Genomic DNA, 19,066 nt, shown 5'->3' with positions numbered 1-19,066 from the left:
CATGCTCACATTTCAGACAGCAAAGGATCCTGCGCAGAAAGCGTCTCGCGAAGAGAACCTTCTCCGCGCATTGGAGCAGCGCCGCATTATGACCCTTATTGTGGAGGTCGCGTCGAGCTGCAATTTGAAATGCACGTTCTGCGATGCTCATTCCGGCCGTGCTCCGAAATTCCGGGAGAATGCCGGTCTCATGAAGCCGGAGACGTGGGACACGGTACTGGCGACAATAAAGGATTACTGCTCGCTTCGCGGCCCGCTGGAGATGATGCAGTTTTACGGGAATGGCGAGCCGCTTCTCAACAAGAAGCTACCGGCCATGATCGCCGAGGTCGTCGCCGCAGGTGTCGCCCGAAAGACCCGCGTGATCACCAATGGCGTCCTGCTCACGCCGGAACGATTGAATGCCCTGGCGGATGCAGGGCTCGACGAGATTCACATCAGTCTCGATACGATCGATCAGGATCGCTACCTGGACATCAAGAAGAGCGATGAGGCGGCGCGGGTGGTCGGCAACGTGCAGGCCTGCATCCCCGTGATCGAAGAGCGGCGCGATGTTCAGCTCTTCATCAAATATTTCACGCGAGAAACCAGCAACGCCTATGGCCTGGTGCCGGAGGATTCGGATTCGGTGCGTGAAACCTTCCTCGCCGCCTGCGAAACATCCGACTTCGTGCATCTCAAGGCGATGCCGCTGGTCGACGTGGGAGTCGGCATGTTGAACGACAAGCAGGACTTTTCCGCTCCCTGCGAGATTCCCTTCTACCTTCTCTACATCATGCACAGCGGCAAAGTCTCCGCCTGCTGCTCGGACGTTTTCAACGGTATGACCGTGGGGCGGCTCGTCGAAACCTCCGTACCGCCGCTGGCACCCTCATTGACGACGTCGAAGCCGGGAAAGGTCAGCACGTTGACGGAGATCGTCGATTCCGCTGCTCTGCATGATATCCGCAAGAAGCATCTCGAGGGGCGTTGCAACGAGATCAAGCTTTGCGCGGGTTGCGGAAACCGAACGCAGGTGGATCTTTCCCAATTCTCGGATGAAACGATCGGAGCGATCCAGAGCTGGATCGCTCCGCCGGTGGACGAGCCCGTTTTGCCCGTTTGAGCGTTCAGAAGGGCGGCAGCTCAAGCAAAAGGCGACAGACCTGGATCCGTCGCCTATCTTCAGTCTGATCTCAGGTCGTCGCAGATATCGCCTGCTTAGGCGAGGACCAGCGATGAACCAGCTCAAACCCTCTTCAAGAACCCATCCGGCGACGCCGTGATCGTCAGCTTGTTCTCGATCGTCTTGTCATATTCGAACCGAAGCGGCGCGCCGTCGGAGGCTGTGCGGCCTTCGTCGGCGAGAGCTTTCATATAGGCCCAGACGGCAGTCTTCGGGTTGTCGCCCTTGCCCCAGGGGCGGTTGGCGGAGAGTTCGTCCGGCAGGTCCTCCACACCGGTGTCCCAGACCACGCAGTAGGAGCCGGCCGTGGTCAGCGGCGCGTAGAGTTCAAGCTCGGCCAGCACATGCTCATGCGTGTGGTTGGAGTCGAGGAAGACCATGATGCGCTGATAGTCCTTGGCGATCGCCGCGATCTCGGCAAAGAGGGCCGGATCGACGGAGGAGCCCTGGAAGGTCTGGATCTTGTGGGCCAGGGGATGGCTCTCGATCCCGGCGCGGTTGTGCGGGCGGATGTCGATATCGACGCCGACCACCTTGCGCCGGCTGGCGCGCGGGTCGAGGGTCTCGCCGGCCGCGACGGCATCCGTATAGTCGAGCAAAGCGAGCATCGAGGCGCTGAGCACCAGCGAGCCGCCATGCGCGATGCCGGTTTCAATGATCAGGTCCGGACGGCAGGCCCAGATCAGCTCCTGCATGGCATAGCTGTCCTGAGGCACCTGGATGATCGGCCGGCCCAGCCAGGTGAAGTTCTGCGCATATTCATGGCGGATCGATTCGCGGATCCAGATATTGGACAGGCCGAGGAAGTCACGATCGGCGCCGATCCCTTTGATGTTGCGGTCAACGCGCTGACGGAAATCTTCTACCGGGTCCATCAAGTCTCTCCTCGTGAGGTCACAATGCTGACCGTGGGGGCTGTCGAATCTGTGTCTGTTACTAGCTGAATTGCCGGGTTCGTGCGAGATGGGGTCCCGTCTCACTCCACCCAGGCATAGAGAACGGTCTCCATCAGCTGCGGCGAATGGTGCCTCAGGCTAAAGCGGTACTCCGGCACGAGGGAGCGGATGGCGGCCATGATGTCGGGGATATCGGACGGATAATGGTAGACGCAGATGGCGAGCTTCGGCTGATGCCGTCGGATCGTCTCTGCCGCTCCGGCAAGCAGAGGCAGCTCCATACCCTCCACATCCGCCTTGATGAGCGAAACTCTGTCGCCCTCGAGATAGGCGTCCAACGAGATGGCGGGTATCTCTCCATCGGCGCTTGTCTGCAGCGCCACGCTCTGCAAAAGCCCGCTGGCGCTGCTGGCCGACATGCGACCGCTGCCGCTCGACAGACCAGCCTGATTGAGGCGGATCTGGCCGGGTTCGAGCGCCCATTCCTGCACCAGCCGATCGCGGCGCGTTGTCAGCGCCGCAAACTGCCGCGCAGCGGGCTCGAAGGCGTGAATGGTGGAGAAAACCCCGGCATTGGCCCAAATGAAGCGTTCGATCGAATCACCGACATAAGCACCCGCATCGACATAGGCTTCTCGCTCGACGCCGCAGAAGCGGGGCAGGCAGAAGTACTGGTTCTGTTCGAAGACGGAGAACAAGTGAGCCCGCTGGCCGGTGAGCATGGCGGTGAGGACGGCGTGCAGGGTCTCTCGGGAGCGCGTGTCAGTCAGCTGGGCGAAACAGTCGCGAAAGCGGTCAAGCTGATCGGCAACGTACCAGGCGTCGAGAGAGACGCCGAGGTGACCGGACCGTTCAAGACGATCCGTCACGGGTCCGACAGCGTGGCGCGCGGTGATCAGCACCAGATCAGGTCTCAAAGAATCGAGCGCTGCAAAATCGAGGATCTCGACGCCGTCGATCGACTCTCCATGCTTGCGCGCATCGCCGTCGATCAACGCGACCGGGGTAATGCCCTGCGACTTCAACCAGCCGACCACCCAGGAGCCGAGAAAGCCGGCGCCATAGAGCACGATGCGGCCGGCGTCTTTCAGGGGCTTCGGAAACCGGGCGCGCAGTCGAGCCGCCTCGGCCTCAAGGTCGAGAAAATCCGTCATCATGAGCCATTCGGAACAGCATAGACCACCGCCCCCGTGCCACACCAGCCGTGCAGGCGGAAGAGGAGGGTGGTTTGGGGGAGGGTGTCGGCGAGGTAGGCGGCGGTGCGGTAGAGCCCGTCATCATTGTGGTAGACGGTGGCGGCCACCAGCGGACGGTGGCGGGCGAGCGTGCGGCGGGCACCCTTGAGCGCCGGCAGTTCCGCCCCCTCCAGATGCAGCTTGATAAAGGTCGGCACCAGGCCGTCGCTGCCGCAGAGACGATCGATCGTCGTCGTCTCCACCATGGTCCGCCCGGTGGAGGAAAATTGCGAGGCATAGCCGAGCCCGGCATGGAAGCAGCGCTCGCCGGCCTGGGCGTCGAGCGCCAGCGGGCTGACCGCGATGCGGGCGCGGGTCTCCGCCTCGATCGTGGCGAGGAAACGCTCATAGCCGGCGCGATTGGCATCATCCGGCTCGAGCGCGAGAACGCCGGCAAAGCGTCCGTCGGTCTGTGCTGCGAAGGCCTCGGTGACGCTGCCGTAATGGGCGCCGGCATCGAGCAGCACGGCGCGCGTGCCGAGCCGCGTCAGGATTTCCGGAATGAAGAAGCGCACGCACTGCGAAACCGGCGCCCCTTCGAAGGTCCATTCCTCGCGCAGCCGCCGCCAGGCGAGGAATTGCAGGTGGTGGGCGCGTGAAAGATCATCGCTCCAGCGGGCGAGAACGGTCTCGGTTGCCTCGATCTCGTGCGGCGCCAGCGGCTCGGCAAACCAGCCATTCGACAGCGGATGCCGATCGCGGAAGCTTTCCGCGAGATCGTAGAAGGGCACGACATGCCGCCAGCCATCGGCCATCAGCTCCAGTTCGAGCGGCAGATAGGCGCTCTGGGCGATGCTGACGGCGAGCAGGCTCTCGGCCTTGACGCTGTCCGGCACCGCATCTGGCGCCACCACCCGCACGCCCGCCCAGGCCTGCTCCGCGGAAATCCGCTCCGCCTGGCGGTCGACTACTATGGCGAAGTCGAGCCCGACGCTGCGCAGGTGATCACGGGCGAGACGCCCGAGATTGCCGGCGCCATAGAGCACCAGTGGGCGTGTCGGGCGCGTGGGGGCGAAACGGCATTGGCCGCGATTGATCTCATGGAGCAGGGCGATCGACTGTTCGGCGTTCGGGCAACGGGCAAAGCGCCGGCCGCGATGGGCGCCTTCCGGAAGGTCAAGCTGTCTGGCTGTCTGCATCACAGGCTGTCCTCCCATCGGCTCTCTCGCCGCGGGTTCAGGCGGGTGGAGCATTGTGCTTGTCCCGTCCATGCCACGGCGGGCCGTGCAAGAAGGCGGGTCGCCGAGGGGCTGCGTCTGGCGCGCCCTGCAAGGCTGTGGTCTCGTCGAGAGGGCCGCGGGCGATTCGCAGTCGCGCCGGCGCGCCTTTCCTTGAAACGACCTAACAGCCACCAGCTTTCCCGGACCTTGCCATGCAGCCCATCCTCCTTACCGGCGCCACCGGTTTCGTCGGCCGACAGATCCACAAGCGCCTGGTCGAAAACGGTCATGCGGTGACTGCCGTCATCCGACCCGGTTCCGCGGACCGGCTGGCCGCGCCGGCCGCTGCGTGCCTGGAAACGCCGGATCTCTTCGCCGAATCCGTTTCCTGGTGGCAGGCGGCCGCGGACGGCAAGGCCGCGGTGGTCCATGCCGCCTGGTATGTCGAGCCGGGGCGCTATCTCGATGCGCCGGAAAATCTCGCCTGCCTCGCCGGCACGCTGCGCCTGGCGGAAGGCGCCTGCGCTGCCGGTGTCGGCCATGTTATCGGCGTCGGCACCTGTTTCGAATATCGCCTGCCGGGCGATGCGCTCGGCATCGATGCGCCGACCGGCCCCACCAGCCTCTATGCCGCTTGCAAGCTGTCGAGCTTCCTGACGCTCGAGGCCTATTTCGCCAGCCGCCAGACGCGCTTTTCCTGGTGCCGGCTCTTCTATCTCTTCGGCGAAGGCGAGCATCCGCGCCGGCTCGTTCCCTATCTGCGCCAGCAACTGGAGCGCGGCGAGGTGGCGAAGCTTTCGGCGGGAACGCAGCTTCGCGACTTTCTCGATGTGGCTGAGGCCGGCGCCATGATCGCCGATGTGGTCGAGACTGGTCAGCCTGGCGCAATCAATATCTGTTCTGGTGTAGCGGTGACGATCCGCCAGCTCGCGGAGCGCATCGCCGACGGTTATGGCAGGCGGGACCTGCTCGAATTCGGGACGGCGCCGCTCAACGCAACCGATCCACCGGTGGTCGTCGGTCACTGCAACGCCCTATCCAAAGGCCAGTAGGCCGCCGGAGACATGCCGATGAAAGCTGAAATCAAGCCCCGCATCAATCTCGATGGGCGTACCGCGCTGGAAACGGTCATTCCGCTCGAAACGCCATTCATCGTCTTCGTCGATCCGGCCAGCTCCTGCAATTTCAAATGCACCTTCTGCCCCACCGGGCACCGCGACATGATCGCCGAGACCGGCCGCTATCAGGGCGCGATGAAATATGAGGTCTTCACCAAGGTGATCGACGACCTCGCCGCCTTCGACAAGCCGATCAAGGTCTTGCGCATGTACAAGGATGGCGAGCCGCTGCTCAACAAGCGCTTCGCCGACATGGTCGCCTATGCCAAGGCCAGCGGCCGGGTCGAATATATCGACACGACCACCAACGGCACCTTCATCACCCCCGAGCGCATGGCGCCGATTCTGGCCGCCGGCATCGACAAGATCAACATCTCCGTCGACGGCATGACGAAGGATCAATATCTCCAGTTCACCGGCTTCAACTTCGATTTCCCGACCTTCATCGAGAATGTGAAATGGCTCTACGACAATAAGGGCCAGTGCGAGATCTCGATCAAGATCCCCGGCGAGCTGATCACCGAGGCGCAGAAGCAGGAGTTCTTCGACACCTTCGGCGACTATGCCGACCGCATCTTCATCGAGAACTTCGCCCCCTGCTGGCCGGAATTCGACATCGAGAAGCATACGGGGGTCAAGATCCAGACCGGCATCTATCAGCAGGAGATCGGCAATACCGATACCTGCCCCTATATCTTCTACGGCTGCTCGGTGAATGCAGACGGCCTCGTCTCCTCCTGCTTCCTCGATTGGGGCCGCAAGCTGATCATCGGCGACGTACGCACCCAGTCGCTGAAGGAGATCTGGAACTCCGACACGATGAATGCGCTGCGCCTCCAGCATCTGGAAGGTCGGCGCTGCGAGAACCAGACCTGCGGCAATTGCGGCCAGCTGACCCACTGCCTGCCGGACAATATTGATCCTTACCGCGAGATGCTGTTCGAGCGCTTCCGGGCGGTCGTGCCGCTCAATCCCGCCGTGCGCGCCCCCGGCGGCACGCGCATTCCGGCGCCCATCGCGGCCGAATGAAGGTCCTGCATATTGCAGCGCATCTGGGCGGCGGCGTCGGAAAGGCGCATGCCGCCCTTTGTGCATCGAGCGACGAGCGCATCGAGCGGCACTACTACCTGCTGGAAAGCCCGCGCGACCGCCGGTTTGCCGATGAGATCGCGGCGAGCGGCGCGCAGATCACCGTCGAGCCGGATGCCGCGTCGCTTCGCCAGGCTGCGTCCGCAGCGGATCTGGTGCAGATCGAGTGGTGGAACCACCCGCGCCTCTACGCCGCCCTTTGCGGCACCAATCTGCCGCCAGTCCGCAGCCTCGTCTGGTGCCATATTTCCGGCCTCTTCGCGCCCTTCGTTCCAGCGCAATTGATCGGCGCTGTCGATCGCTTCGTTTTCACCTCTCCCTGTTCGAAAGCGCAGCCGGCGGTACACGCTCTCCCGGAAGAGCAGGCCCGGCGGCTTGCCGTCATTGGCAGCGGCTTCGGCTTTGCGGGCGTTCCGGGTGAGCCGGCTGCGTCCCGTCATCCAAGTGCAGTCACCTCGCTCGGCACGCTGGATTTCGCCAAGATGAGCCCCGCCTTTTTCGAGGTGGTGGACAGGCTGGACCATGCGGTGACGGTAACGCTCTGGGGCAGCGTCGAGGCTAAGGGCCCGGTGAGGGCTGCGGCGCGCGCGATGCGCCATCCCGAGCGGATCCTGTTCATGGGCCATAGCGCCGACCCAGCAGCCAGCCTCTCCGGGGCCGGCATCTTCCTCTACCTCCTCCAGCCCGAACATTACGGTACCGGCGAGAACGGCCTTGTCGAAGCCATGTCGCTTGGCCTCGTGCCGCTGGCCTTCGACAACCCCGCCGAACGCTGCATCATCGAAGATGGTGTCACAGGCTGGCTGGCAAGAGGCCCGGAGGATGCGGCCCGTCGGCTCGATTGGATGCTGGATCATCCAGCCGAACTGTCTGCCATGGGCGCCCGCGCCATGCAGGCGGCGGCACGCCAGACGCCGTCCGCCTCGGCCGCGGCGTTTGCCGCGCTCTATCGCGATCTGATGCGGCAGGAGAGGCGCAGCATCGACTTCCGAGAGATCCTGGGCAAGACCGGCGCCGACTGGTTTCTTTCCACGCAGCTGCGCGAGCGGCCGGGAGCAGGTAGCGCGCGGGCGCATCTGTCGCGCTTTCCGGCTGAAGGTGCGGAGGCCAAAGGCAGCCTCGCGCATTTCCGCGCCGCCTTGCCGGACGACCCCTCGCTTCGCTTCTGACATCAGACGGAAAACCCCGCCGCAGCGGCCGCGACGGGGTTTCAATGTCGTCGATCGTGATCGGGTTCAGGCGACCGTACCGCCGCAGATCAGTCCGATCGGGGCAATCATCGAGCGGACGACCCCGTAGAATTCGCGCGCGTCGCGGGCGCCGCCAATGAAGCGATCGACCATCAGCGCCTTGCCATGCAGGCCACGGCGCCGATCCTGGCCGGTCGGCTCGCGGAACTCCGGACGGAAGAGCGGGGCGAGATTGACATGGTCGAAGCGCTGCAGCGCGTCGAAATAGGCATTGCCTTTCTCGACGAAGCGCGGCCGCTCGGTCTCCATCATGCAGTCGATCATGCAGGCGCGCACGAAGTCCTGCGTCGCCGTGAAGGTCGAGCCGAACTCGCGCAGGCAGTGGAACTGCACTTCGGCGATCGCGCCCGTCAGGCCGAGAGCCGCGGTGAAGGGGAAAGCCCAGTTCGGATTGACGTCCTTGACAGGCTGATAACGCCGCGCATTGACGGCCGAGAGCGGCCGGGCGCAGAAGGCCAGATTGTCGGCGAAGAGCAGGACCCTGGCGGCCCATTCATATTGCGGAACGAGCGTCTGCCAGTCATCCGCCTCGGGAAGCGAGAGGATCGCGTCGAGCACGGTGCGGCGCACGGCGCCGTGGAAGAGGCCATAGGGCATCTTCGGTGCGTTGATGCTGCCCTCCCAATAGAAGAAGGCCTTGAGCATGCCGTCCTTGGACAGGCGCTCGATGTGGTAATCGACGGGGATGGCGACCGGGCCGGCGCGGGTCGGTTCGTCGTGGCTGTCGATCTGGAAGACGTTCCAGCCGAGCGCATCCACATCCGCGACATTGTTCTCCAGAAAGTCGATCACTGTCGTGAGCTCGGTTTCCAGCGCATCGCCGGGCTTGACCAGCGTGACCCAGCGGCCGGTGCTGGCTTCCGCCAGGGCGCGCCAGGCGCTTTGAGCGCCACGGCCCTCTGGCCAGGCGACGAAGCGAAGCCGCGGATCGGCGGGAGCTTCCAGGGTGACCCCCGGGCCGGGCGAAACGAGCAGCTCGATCTCGGCTTGGGTATCGGCCAGGAGCGACGCGATCAGCGGTTCAGCCGAGGGGTCGTCGGCATCGATGGGAAGGCAGATGGAAAGCTTGGTCATGAAGGGCTCCAAACCATCGATCACTCGCCGCTGCGCCGGCCGCTTGTGGGGAGGATCGGACCATCGCCGGGCGGGCGGGGCCTGCCATGGTGCGGACATGGCCGCCACGCAGCCACCCGACGATGCAACAAGCCATAAGCCCGCAAACTTTCGCGAGGCTGGCTGCATCGCTCAGCAGGTGCACGACGCTTAAATTTGTCACCTTCAGCTTAATAAGGCGCAAAAGCTTCTCGGCTTAGGGTTTTCCATCGCCAAGCCGCCTCTGGCCGCTTCGACGACAGACTGTCCCTCTGCGCCGCAGGATCGTCCCATCCTGCGGCGTTTTTTCTCAAACGCGCTCCATAAGCCTCGTGATTTGACTTTCATGCGGCGCGATGATTGTTAGGCGCGCATTTAGAACGGACACCGAAAGAGCGGCGCGGCCGCTGACGGTGTTTCGAAGCCCCGCGGGGCAAAAAGGGCGGAATGCCGTGAGGCGCGAACCAGCAAGATCAGGACGGAGAGGCGAACCAGCACGGCTGGTGGCACTCGTCTGGCTGCTCGCCGCCGTCCTCGCCATGCCGATCGTCGCCTCGGCCCAGCTTGTTGCCGCCCGCATCGCTGCGGAAGGCTCGGCGAGCCGCCGATCCGCGCCGGAGACAGGGGCGATCGAGCTGCCATCGGCGCGGCAGGCGCTGCGCGCAGTCCCCGCTGCCGAGCTGCGCTTTCTCGCCGATCGAACGGATGGCAAGCCTCTGCCGGCCGGTCCCGACCCCTTCCTCGTCTCGCAGGGTCACAGACTGACGCTGGATAAGCGCGGGGCACGTCCCGCCATCCTGCCTGACTCCGTCGTTGTGACGCCGAAACAGGCGACGCCGGAAGCGCGAGCACCCCCGACCATCGGCTGAGCTTTCTCAGCGGCGGCATGGTCTTTGCCCTGTCGTCAGACGCCGAACCCGCAGGGCCGCTCTTCAGCCGCGCCTTGCAAGACTGGATTGACCTCTATGCGCACTTCGAAATGGGCCGTGCTGGCCTATGTCGCGATCACCCTGTTCGGGATCATCGCGGCGCTTCCCAACGTTCTGACGGCCGAGCAGCAGCGCCGCTTTGCCGCCTTCCTTCCCGTTCCGCCCGTTACCCTCGGTCTCGACCTCAAGGGCGGCTCGCATCTCGTGCTCGAGGTGGATGCCGCAGGCCTGCGCCAGGCGCGCCTCAACACGCTGATGGACGAGATCCGCGGCGTGCTGCGCGGCGAACGGGTGCCGGTCTCCTCCGCCCGCATCGCGGGCGATTCGATCGCTCTCACCCTGACCGACGCTGGCGTACGTGAGCGCGTGCTTCCGAAGATACGGGAGCTGGCCGCGCCGGCCAGCCCGCTCGGCTTCGGGGCTGCCAGCTCCGATATCGAGGTCGCCGAGAATGGCGATGCCATTACCGTGCGCCTGACCGAGGCGGGCCTCAGCGAGCGCATGACTGCCGCCGTCGACCAGAGCCTCGAGATCATCCGCCGCCGCGTCGACCAGGTGGGCGTTGCCGAACCGCTGATCCAGCGCGTCGGCTCCGACCGCATCCTCGTCCAGCTGCCGGGCCTGCAGGACCCAACCCGTCTGCGCCAGCTGCTTGGTTCCACCGCGCAGATGAGCTTCCACATGGTCGATCAGACCGTCGATCCGAACGGCACGCCGCCGCGCGGCGTCGATATCCTGCCGGGTGCCAATGATCCCGGCAAATATGCGGTCGAAAGCCGTGTCGCCATTTCCGGCGAACGCCTGGCCGATGCCAAGGCCGGCTTCAACCAGCAGACCAATGAGCCGATCGTCTCCTTCTCCTTCGATGCGCAGGGCGCGCGGCAGTTCGCCGAAATCACCCGCGACAATGTCGGCAAGCCCTTCGCCATCGTTCTCGACGGCAAGGTTCTGACCGCGCCGGTGATCCGCGAGCCGATTCTTGGCGGTCAGGGCCAGATCTCGGGCAACTTCACTGCCCAGGAAGCGACCGTCCTCTCGGCGCTCCTGCGTTCGGGCGCGCTGCCGGCGCCGCTCACCATCATCGAGGAACGCTCGGTCGGCCCGAACCTCGGCTCGGACTCGATCCGCATGGGCGTCTATACCGGTCTCGCCGGCTTCATCGCCGTCTGTGCGATGATGTTGGCGCTCTACACGTCCTGGGGCGTCATCGCCAATCTCGGCCTGCTGCTCCACACGATCCTGACCATCGCCGTCCTCGGCATGCTGGGCTCGACGCTGACGCTGCCCGGCATCGCCGGCATCATTCTCGGCATCGGTATGGCAGTCGATGCCAACATCCTGATCAACGCCCGTATCCGCGAAGAAACGGCCAATGGCGCCGGCGCGATGAAGGCGCTCGATGTCGGCTTCAACAAGGCCTATGCCACCATCGTCGACGGCAACGTCACCACACTGGTCGGCACGCTGCTGCTCTTCCTGTTCGGCACCGGCCCGGTGCGCGGCTTCGCCATCACCATGATGATCGGCATCGTCATCTCCATGTTCACCTCGATCACCGTGGTGCGGCTGATGATGCAGCAGATGGTGGTGCGCCGGAAGATGAAGAAGATCGAGATCCATTCGATCTTCGGCAAGGTACCGGCACTGCCGAGCTTCTCCTTCATGCGCGGGCGCTTCGTCGCCATCGGCATGTCGGCCTTCCTGTCGATCAGCTCGGTCATCCTCTTCTTCACGCCGGGCCTCAATTACGGCATCGACTTCGTGGGCGGCATCCAGGTGGAGGCCACCTCGCAGCAGCCGCTGAACCTGCCGGTCGTGCGCGAGCGGCTGGAGGGCTTGAACCTCGGCGAAGTGGCGCTGCAGGATTTCGACCAGGGCAAGTCGGTCCTGGTGCGCGTCCAGCGTCAGCCGGGCGGCGAGGCCGAGCAGACGGTGGCGCTCAACGCCATCCGCGATGCCGTGGCCGCAGCCGTTCCAGGCGCCACATTCGAGCGCACCGAAGTGGTGGGCCCGACGATTTCCACCGAGCTCGCCCGCTCCGGGTTCCTCGCCGTCGGGCTCGCCATGGTGGCGATCCTCTTCTACATCTGGTGGCGATTCGAGTGGCATTTCGCCATCGGCGCGATCGTGACGCTGATCCTCGACATTACCAAGATGATCGGCTTCTTCGCGCTGACGCAGATCGACTTCAATCTCACGGCCATCGCCGCCGTGCTGACGCTGATCGGCTATTCGGTCAACGACAAGGTCGTGGTCTATGACCGCATGCGCGAAAATCTCCGCAAGTACAAGACCATGCCCTTCTCGGACCTGATCGACATGTCGATCAACCAGGTGGTCATGCGATGCATCTTCACCTCGGTCGCCATTCTCGCCTCGCTGCTGCCGATGGCGATCTGGGGTGGTGATCCGGTCAAGCCCTTCGCCTGGCCGATGGTGTTCGGCGTCATCGTCGCCACCACCTCGTCGATCTATATTGGCGGTCCGATCCTGCTCTTCCTCAGCCGCTGGTGGACCGAGCGCGAGGCGCAGCGCGCCACGCAAGCGGGGCCCGGCCAGCCGGTCAAGGGCTGACGGTCTCGCGTCTTCGCCCGGTTGCGCACCAGGCGGAGACTACGCCCCGTTCCTGTCATGGAAAATTCATCGGGCGGCCCCATCGGCCGCCCTTTTTTCGTCCGCTCTAGCGCCTATATCGGGCTCGTATCGAAGCTGCCAGTTCGTCGGAGCTAACGAGCGCCGTGAGATAAAATTCTGTCACAGGATTGATCTACAGTAAAAAGCGTTCGAAAATTCCAGATAGACCAAATAACCGAAATGAATTTGCGCGGTATTCGATTTTGAAATTGACTGGAATCGTAGACTAGACTAGCTTTCAGTAATCCTGTGGATGAGCCGCAGGACGTGTCCAACCCCCCCCCCCCGCTCGCAGCCTGCGTCGGGGCCTGAGCTAGAAGGAGAGTGCCATGTTCGACATTGCCGTGTTCGACCTTGCTCGTGCCGCCACTTTCTGTGGCTTGCGCCCTTTCGAGGAGACGGGCTTCGCCCTTGGCGCTGCCGGCCTTTCGTGTCGACACGTCGGAAACGCATGTCGGACTCTTTCGCCCCTGCGAATGTGATCCGGACCACCCAGCAGCAATTTCCAGGCAAGCCTTTCGAGACAACCGCGCGGATCAGTGCGGTGGGAGCATGTGACATGAGCAAGCAAGTCATCGACTACAACGGAGAGCCGGTCGGCGTCGTCGTTCCGGATGCGGAGTGGCTGAAGTTCGTCGCGGTCAAATATCAGGTCTGGGATCTGGACGCGCGTCGCTTCCGCAGCGCGGCCGAGGCGAGAGCCGCAGTCGAGGCGCATCTGGCCAGCGAGGCAATGACCTCACGTCCAGGTCTCGCGGCTTAAGGCCCTCTCATGGACCTCGCCGGTCGGCGCGGACGCGCTGGCCGGGTTGTGCTTTAGCGCCCTGTCAACAGAAGTTTTGCCATTTTCAGCCTATATTCATGTCGGTCTAGCTAATGATGTGCTAGACGGGTGGAAAGTCATGCCAGGACAGGCGAGGTCCTGGTCGTGCGCGGCGAAAGAGCAAACGGATGCTGACGAAAAAAGGCAAATACGGGCTGAAGGCCCTGGTTGATCTGGCCCGGCTGGATCCGGGCGAAACGGCCTTCATCACCGAGATCGCGACGCGCAACAATATCCCGAAGAAATTCCTCGACGCCATTCTGCTCGAACTGCGCAATTCCGGCGTGCTGAAGTCGAAGAAGGGCCCCGGCGGCGGCTATTCGCTCTCGCGCCCCGCTTCACAGATCCGCATTGGGCAGGTCATCCGCACGCTCGATGGGCCGTTGGCCCCGATTCGCTGTGCGAGCCGCACGGCCTACGAGATCTGCGACGATTGCAACGACCCGGAAACCTGCGAAGTGCGCCGGTCCATGACCATTGTGCGCGACGCGATGGCCGATATCCTCGACACCATGACGCTTGAGGATTTCGTCAACAATCCGGAAGCCGCTGCCGCCCGTGCGGCGGCGCCGTCCGAAGCCGAGGCCGGCGAGCCCGTGGTCAAGCGCGTCGTCTGAGCCAGCGTCCTGCCATTGATCTTTGCCGGCCGCGGCGGTAAGCCGCCTCTACCCTTGAAGGGACAGCCCACCCCATCTCTATGGACCGGGCCGGAGGAGAGGAACGGCGCCTGCCCGGCGCTGCCGCGCATGGAGACTGTTCGATGGCCCTGAGACAGATGGACGAAAGCACCGAAGCGGATAATGCGCTGGCGTCGATCGGCCGCTCGCTCGCGACCAGCGTGGAAGGCGTCACCGCGCTGAACACCGCATTTGCCACGGATCCGGTCCTCTCGCGCTCGCTGGTCGATGCCGTGGCGCTCATTGGACAGGGCAGGGGCCGCGTCGTCGTTTCCGGCGTCGGCAAGAGTGGCCATATCGGCCGCAAGATCGCCGCGACCTTGGCCTCCACCGGCACTTCCGCCTATTTCGTGCATCCGACCGAGGCGAGCCATGGCGACCTCGGCATGATCACCTCCGACGACCTGCTGATCCTGCTCTCCTGGTCGGGAGAAACGGTCGAGCTCGGCAACATGCTCGCCTATGCCCAGCGCTTCAAGGTGCCGGTTATCTCGATCACCTCCAATGCCGAGAGCCTGATCGCCCGCAATTCCACCATTGCGCTCGTGCTGCCGCGGGTGGCCGAATCCTGTCCGCATGGGCTCGCGCCCACCACCTCGGCGCTCCTTCAGCTGGCGATCGGCGATGCGCTGGCGATCGCGCTCCTGGAGCGGCGCGGCTTTTCGGCCATGGACTTCAAGACCTTCCATCCGGGCGGCAAGCTCGGCGCGCAGCTGACGCTCGCCGAAGAGCTTGCCCATTCCGGCGCCGCGCTCCCCCTCCTGCCGCTCGGCAGCCGCATGGGCGAGGCAGTGATCGAAATGTCGGCCAAGGGGTTCGGCGTCGTCGGCATCGTCGATGGCGAGGGCAAGCTTGCGGGAATCATCACCGACGGGGACCTGCGCCGTCACATGTCCGGTTCGCTTCTGGAAACGGCCGTGGAAGATGTCATGTCGCGCAAGCCGCGTGTCATCGCGCCAAAGCTTCTGGCCAGTGCCGCCATGCAGGCCATGCAGGCGCAGAAGGTCACCGTGCTCTTCATCATCGACGAGGCCGGTGTGCCGACCGGCATCCTCCACATTCACGACCTGCTGCGCGCCGGCGTCGCCTGAGCTTCAAAGCGCGCGCTTTACCGGTCGCCTGCGGGGCGGCGGGTCCACGAAGCCGCCGGGCTCGTTGAGCGTTCGCGCAGTCAATCGTACGGCGATGGCGTCGGCGCCGGCATCGGTGCCCGCCGCCGAGTAGAAGTTTCCACGAACCTGGATCGTCGCCGCCATCAGCCGGAAGAAGGCTGTGCAGAGCGCGGCATCCGGCACCATCGGCGCCTGCCAGAAGCGGTCGAGCGGCTGCTGGTCGGTCAGCCGGGCAATATCGAACACGGCGGCACCCAGCACCTTCACCGGCTTGCGCTGCTGCAGGGCATGCAGCCCGACGGTCGAATTGACCGTGACCACGCCGGCCGAGCGGGCGATCAGCTGGTTGAGATCGCCGCCGTCGAGGAAGAAGACCCGCTCGCCCACCCCGTGCGCCGAAGCGCGCCGGCGAAGGTCTGCCGCCCAGTCCACCAGCCCATTGTCGAGCGGGTGGATCTTGACGACAAGCCGGGCATGCGGCCCGGCATGGGCAGCGAAGGAGGCGACGATCTCCTCGATCGCCTGCTGCTGGTCGCGATAGGGCGAATGGGCACGCAGCTGGAAGTCCGTCTGCAGCTGCAGCGGATAGACGAAGAGCGGGGTCTTTTCCGCCTCCAGCCGGGCGATCAGCGCTACGGCCGCCTGCTTCGCCCGTCGCTCCCCGGCAAGCCGCCGCAGCCAACCGGCATATTCGACGAGCGGGTGGTAGAGCGCATGGCGCTGGTAGTGCGGATAGAGGAACCAGAAAAACGCATTGGGCAGATTGTAGAGCAGGTCATAGGCGGCCTCAGCCAGGAAGGTCTGGCTGTAGCGTCGCGCCCAGTCCGGCTCGGGTAGTCCCTCCGCGGCGGCCAGGATCTGGTCGGGATCGTTCGGGAAATGTGAGTTGGAGGACATGCCGTCGCGTTCCAGCGTCAGCCAATCGGGCCTCAGATAGCCCATCTCGATGATGCTGACGGCGATGCCCCGCGCCGTCGCGATGGTGCAGGCCGTGCGGTGATAGGGCCGCTCCTCGCCGAGGAGGATCAGGTCGGTCACTTGCTCGCGCGCGAGGAAGGTTTCGAGATAGGCGCCCCAGGCGTCAGGGCGGCCGCGAAAATCGTGCCCGCCGCGGCGGCGCCAGAAGATCCGGTCTCCGAGGTTGAGATTGATGCGCAGGCAGCGATGGCCCGCAGCCTCCAGCCGGTCGGCGATCTTCATGAAGATCGGCGAGGAGGGGCCTTCGAGAAACAGAAAGGTCCGGCGCTCCCCCGCCATTCCGTCGGCAGGCCCGGCGCTAATGGGTGACGTCCTTGTGGATGTTGGCATGTTTCAACGTGGCGCGCAGCAGGTTCCAGGGCGCCTCGTTGCGCGGAAAGCTCGGCGCTTGTTTGGCGGTGCGGGCGGTCGCAAGCGGCACGATGAAATAGTCGGTGCGCGGATCGGGGAAGGGATCGGCGAAGGATTTGAGCAGCGGCGCGTGATCGCCATAGAAGACCAGCCAGACCGGCCGGTCGAGCGCGTTCAGATGATCGACCAGCTGACCGAGCGCCTTGTCCGACTGCTGCAGGATCTCGAGATAGATGCCGACGGGATCGTTGATGCCGGGAACGCGTCCTGGCTCCCAGGGGCCATGATTGGCCATGGAAGCGACGAAGACGAAACTGCCGGCCGAATCGGTCTGGGTGTCGATCACCTCGATCACCTTCCTGGTCAGCGCCGCGTCGGAAACATAGGGCCCATCGCGTAAGGGATTGTGCTCAAACTTGTCGAGCATGGTCATCTCCTCGAATCCGAGCAAAGGCATGGCCTTGTGGCGCAGGAAGAAGGTGCGGTCATAGGGGTGGATGAAATGGGTGGTGAAGCCCGCCTTCTTCAGCTTGGTCGGCCAGACGAGATCGGTGTAGTGGCGAGCGCGGAGATAAGGGTAGCTTGCATCGACATGCAGGTCGTCGGGCTCGAGCCCGCTTAACACCGCAAATTCCGTGCGCAGCGTATAGCCGCCCTCGAAAATGGTCGACAGCCGGCCCCATTGGGTCGCCATGCGCTGCAGCCGATCGATGGTCGGCAGGCGGATCGTGTCGACGCCGAAATGGCGCATGTCGAGGAAGGACTCCGACTGCCAGACGAGGACCAGCGGCGCCTTGTTGTCGGCATCATGACCAATCAGCTCGTTGACGGCGGCGAGGAACGCCTCCTGCATCTCCGCCACCACCTTCTCGCGTCGCACCCCGAGCCAGAGGATGAAGTGGAAGATGACCGAGACAAAGGTGCCGAAGCGCACGGTCGAGACCTTGGCTTGCGGCTTGCCCACCAGCCGCCCGACGAGTGCGGCCACCGGCCTGTTCACCGGCCCCCAGAACAGCGCGATCCAAGGCAGATCGGCGCAGAGCACAAGGACCACGATCCAGAACAGCTTCGAATGGCTGGCATTTCCCGGCAGAATGCTCGGCTCGAAGATCATGTAAAGCGCCGAAACGCCGAAGACATAGAGGAAGGCGACGATCCAGAAGACGATGTTCAGCGAATTGGCGTAGAAGATCGACTTGTATTTGAAGACGTCGGCGACCAGGGCGATATCGGAGAAGACCAGCGGCTCGCGGATGAACTTGTATTTCGCCCGCGAGATCGCGGTGAAGATGATGAAGAAGCTCATGCAGCCGGCCGCGGCATAGAGCGGGCGCCAGGAGATGGCGAAGAACAGGGTGAAGATCAGCGCGATGATCGGCAAACGTGCCATGACATCGCGCAGGACGCCGAAGGCGCCGCGGCCGGGCGGCGTATGCAGGCGTCGCTCGCGGGCCGGCAGGGCGAACTTGTCCGTCAACACGACGACGGTGGCCGCCAGTGCGAAGCAGGCAGCCGTGAGCGTCAGCGGATAATCGTGAAGCTGGAGCGAGATCGTCGCCAACCTATACCCTCATGGTCGCATCCGAAGGCTGCGGACGTGCCTCGGCGGATCGAAACGCTGCCCGCCCAAAACTACAGGTGGTAGATTGGCCGCGGACGCGGCCGGAAGACCCGGTGCCGCGATCGGTCTTGATCTAGAATCAATTGCAGAGGGTGACAAGCGTTGCACGAAGGGATGGTTCCTTACCGCCGCAGCCGCCAGTCAAACCAGGCAAGCAAAGCGGGGCGGACGAGCGGCGCCAGACGCGCCAGCGCCCAGAGCGTCGACGAGAAGAATTCCTCGCGCGTTCCCCGATCGATGGCGGCAACAAGGCGCTCGGCGACCGCTGCGGCCGGCCAGGGCTTGACCGCGCCCATGATCACCTCGGCTTCCGGCGGTCGCGTCCGCCGCTCGGCGGCGAGCTGCGGCGTCTGCGTATCCGGTGGGTAGCAGATGCCGATCGTGACGTTCAGAGGTGCGGCCTCGAAGCGAAGCGCCTCGGCAAAGCCGCGCAGGGCCGATTTCGAGGCGCAATAGGCGGCATAGCCGGGGATGCCGATGAGCGCCGCGCCGGAGGAGACGAGCATGATGCGGCCCGAGCGACGCGCGGCCATGCCGGGATAGACGGCACGCACGCTGTTCATGGAGCCCTGCAAATTGACGGCGATCTGCCGTTCCAGGCTTTCGGCAGACTGGTCGAGAAACAGGCCGGGTTCAACGATGCCGGCGCTCGCCACCAGAATGTCGCAGGGCCCGAGCAAGGCTTCGCAGCCGGCGATCGCCGGCAGGAGCGAGGAGGCATCGGCAACGTCGGCGCTCTGCACCGCCACCGCCCGTGCGCCGACCAGGCTCCCACGTGCCTCGTCCAGTCCCTCTTGTCCACGCGCGATCAGCGACAGGCGCGCGCCGCGTGCGGCATAGAGTTGGGCGACGGCGAGGCCGATCCCGCTCGATCCGCCGGTGATGATGACATGGGGCGGGGCGCCGGGCGGCGGGGAGGGGGGCATTAGCGGGCGG

General features: G+C 64.4%; 15 protein-coding genes and 1 pseudogene. 9 read left to right on the top strand and 7 right to left on the bottom strand.

Features of this window, described 5'->3' with window-relative positions; genetic code table 11:
- Position 1: 1 nt before the first annotated feature.
- The gene (locus ACLE20_RS04355) at positions 2 to 1,105 is read left to right on the top strand and encodes a radical SAM/SPASM domain-containing protein (protein ID WP_410938993.1); all 1,104 of its coding nucleotides are present in this window, start codon (positions 2 to 4) and stop codon (positions 1,103 to 1,105) included.
- 122 nt (positions 1,106 to 1,227) lie between these two features.
- Here the strand turns inward: ACLE20_RS04355 and ACLE20_RS04350 are convergent, their stop codons facing one another.
- From ACLE20_RS04350 to ACLE20_RS04340, 3 genes are all read right to left on the bottom strand, one after another.
- Positions 1,228 to 2,040: a cephalosporin hydroxylase family protein gene (locus ACLE20_RS04350; protein WP_410938992.1), complete on the bottom strand. Its 813-nt coding sequence runs from the start codon at positions 2,038 to 2,040 to the stop codon at positions 1,228 to 1,230.
- Positions 2,041 to 2,141: 101 nt separating this feature from the next.
- Positions 2,142 to 3,218: an FkbM family methyltransferase gene (locus ACLE20_RS04345; RefSeq protein WP_410938991.1), complete on the bottom strand. Its 1,077-nt coding sequence runs from the start codon at positions 3,216 to 3,218 to the stop codon at positions 2,142 to 2,144.
- Positions 3,215 to 4,435 carry an FkbM family methyltransferase gene (locus ACLE20_RS04340; protein WP_410938990.1) on the bottom strand — a complete coding sequence of 407 codons (1,221 nt, stop codon included), beginning with the start codon at positions 4,433 to 4,435 and terminating at the stop codon, positions 3,215 to 3,217. The genes ACLE20_RS04345 and ACLE20_RS04340 overlap by 4 nt, the downstream gene beginning before the upstream one ends.
- 233 nt (positions 4,436 to 4,668) lie before the next feature.
- Here ACLE20_RS04340 and ACLE20_RS04335 point away from each other — a divergent pair, with 233 nt between their 5' ends.
- Genes ACLE20_RS04335 through ACLE20_RS04325 form a run of 3 tightly spaced genes read left to right on the top strand, consistent with a single transcriptional unit; the run spans position 4,669 to position 7,832 of the window.
- Positions 4,669 to 5,508, top strand: coding sequence for an NAD-dependent epimerase/dehydratase family protein (locus ACLE20_RS04335; protein WP_410938989.1), 840 nt, complete (start codon positions 4,669 to 4,671; stop codon positions 5,506 to 5,508).
- 18 nt (positions 5,509 to 5,526) lie between these two features.
- Positions 5,527 to 6,603, top strand: coding sequence for a radical SAM protein (locus ACLE20_RS04330; protein ID WP_410938988.1), 1,077 nt, complete (start codon positions 5,527 to 5,529; stop codon positions 6,601 to 6,603).
- A complete protein-coding gene (locus tag ACLE20_RS04325; protein ID WP_410938987.1) occupies positions 6,600 to 7,832 on the top strand; it encodes a glycosyltransferase in 1,233 nt (410 codons plus the stop codon). Before ACLE20_RS04330 ends, ACLE20_RS04325 begins: the two co-directional genes overlap by 4 nt.
- A gap of 66 nt (positions 7,833 to 7,898) precedes the next feature.
- On the opposite strand, the gene ACLE20_RS04320 is transcribed toward ACLE20_RS04325, so the two are convergent.
- Complete coding sequence (locus ACLE20_RS04320) at positions 7,899 to 8,987, bottom strand: hypothetical protein (protein WP_410938986.1); 1,089 nt, start codon at positions 8,985 to 8,987, stop codon at positions 7,899 to 7,901.
- Between the two features lie 521 nt (positions 8,988 to 9,508).
- Between ACLE20_RS04320 and ACLE20_RS04315 the strand changes: the two genes are divergently transcribed.
- From ACLE20_RS04315 to ACLE20_RS04295, 5 genes are all read left to right on the top strand, one after another.
- Positions 9,509 to 9,874, top strand: coding sequence for a hypothetical protein (locus ACLE20_RS04315; protein WP_410938985.1), 366 nt, complete (start codon positions 9,509 to 9,511; stop codon positions 9,872 to 9,874).
- Between the two features lie 96 nt (positions 9,875 to 9,970).
- Positions 9,971 to 12,508 (top strand): protein translocase subunit SecD, encoded by a 2,538-nt coding sequence (gene secD, locus ACLE20_RS04310; RefSeq protein WP_410938984.1) that lies wholly within the window; start codon positions 9,971 to 9,973, stop codon positions 12,506 to 12,508.
- A gap of 619 nt (positions 12,509 to 13,127) precedes the next feature.
- The gene (locus ACLE20_RS04305; protein ID WP_410938983.1) at positions 13,128 to 13,331 is read left to right on the top strand and encodes a hypothetical protein; all 204 of its coding nucleotides are present in this window, start codon (positions 13,128 to 13,130) and stop codon (positions 13,329 to 13,331) included.
- 188 nt (positions 13,332 to 13,519) lie between these two features.
- Positions 13,520 to 14,008, top strand: a complete 489-nt coding sequence (locus tag ACLE20_RS04300; protein WP_410938982.1) for an RrF2 family transcriptional regulator — start codon at positions 13,520 to 13,522, stop codon at positions 14,006 to 14,008.
- A gap of 143 nt (positions 14,009 to 14,151) precedes the next feature.
- A complete protein-coding gene (locus ACLE20_RS04295; protein ID WP_410938981.1) occupies positions 14,152 to 15,159 on the top strand; it encodes an SIS domain-containing protein in 1,008 nt (335 codons plus the stop codon).
- On the opposite strand, the pseudogene ACLE20_RS04290 reads toward ACLE20_RS04295, so the two are convergent.
- From ACLE20_RS04290 to ACLE20_RS04280, 3 genes and pseudogenes are all read right to left on the bottom strand, one after another.
- Positions 15,129 to 16,437: pseudogene (locus ACLE20_RS04290) on the bottom strand (capsule biosynthesis protein). The gene ACLE20_RS04295 and the pseudogene ACLE20_RS04290 sit on opposite strands and share 31 nt — an antisense overlap.
- Positions 16,438 to 16,456: 19 nt before the next feature.
- Complete coding sequence (locus ACLE20_RS04285) at positions 16,457 to 18,070, bottom strand: LTA synthase family protein (protein WP_410938980.1); 1,614 nt, start codon at positions 18,068 to 18,070, stop codon at positions 16,457 to 16,459.
- 182 nt (positions 18,071 to 18,252) lie between these two features.
- Positions 18,253 to 19,056: an SDR family oxidoreductase gene (locus ACLE20_RS04280; protein ID WP_410938979.1), complete on the bottom strand. Its 804-nt coding sequence runs from the start codon at positions 19,054 to 19,056 to the stop codon at positions 18,253 to 18,255.
- Positions 19,057 to 19,066: the final 10 nt, after the last annotated feature.

Source organism: Rhizobium sp. YIM 134829 (assembly GCF_046546455.1).
Note: the sequence above shows the minus strand (reverse complement) of the source record. Positions and strands in the feature narration are given on the sequence as shown.

What these genes read in the sequence shown, in the direction of transcription:
- ACLE20_RS04330 (WP_410938988.1), top strand. Translation starts at nt 5,527, where the DNA reads ATGAAAGCTGAAATCAAGCCCCGCATCAATCTCGATGGGCGTACCGCG.
- ACLE20_RS04340 (WP_410938990.1), bottom strand. Translation starts at nt 4,435, where the DNA reads ATGCAGACAGCCAGACAGCTTGACCTTCCGGAAGGCGCCCATCGCGGC.
- ACLE20_RS04300 (WP_410938982.1), top strand. Translation starts at nt 13,520, where the DNA reads ATGCTGACGAAAAAAGGCAAATACGGGCTGAAGGCCCTGGTTGATCTG.
- ACLE20_RS04320 (WP_410938986.1), bottom strand. Translation starts at nt 8,987, where the DNA reads ATGACCAAGCTTTCCATCTGCCTTCCCATCGATGCCGACGACCCCTCG.
- ACLE20_RS04280 (WP_410938979.1), bottom strand. Translation starts at nt 19,056, where the DNA reads ATGCCCCCCTCCCCGCCGCCCGGCGCCCCGCCCCATGTCATCATCACC.
- ACLE20_RS04295 (WP_410938981.1), top strand. Translation starts at nt 14,152, where the DNA reads ATGGCCCTGAGACAGATGGACGAAAGCACCGAAGCGGATAATGCGCTG.
- ACLE20_RS04350 (WP_410938992.1), bottom strand. Translation starts at nt 2,040, where the DNA reads ATGGACCCGGTAGAAGATTTCCGTCAGCGCGTTGACCGCAACATCAAA.
- secD (WP_410938984.1), top strand. Translation starts at nt 9,971, where the DNA reads ATGCGCACTTCGAAATGGGCCGTGCTGGCCTATGTCGCGATCACCCTG.
- ACLE20_RS04355 (WP_410938993.1), top strand. Translation starts at nt 2, where the DNA reads ATGCTCACATTTCAGACAGCAAAGGATCCTGCGCAGAAAGCGTCTCGC.
- ACLE20_RS04325 (WP_410938987.1), top strand. Translation starts at nt 6,600, where the DNA reads ATGAAGGTCCTGCATATTGCAGCGCATCTGGGCGGCGGCGTCGGAAAG.
- ACLE20_RS04345 (WP_410938991.1), bottom strand. Translation starts at nt 3,218, where the DNA reads ATGATGACGGATTTTCTCGACCTTGAGGCCGAGGCGGCTCGACTGCGC.
- ACLE20_RS04305 (WP_410938983.1), top strand. Translation starts at nt 13,128, where the DNA reads ATGAGCAAGCAAGTCATCGACTACAACGGAGAGCCGGTCGGCGTCGTC.
- ACLE20_RS04335 (WP_410938989.1), top strand. Translation starts at nt 4,669, where the DNA reads ATGCAGCCCATCCTCCTTACCGGCGCCACCGGTTTCGTCGGCCGACAG.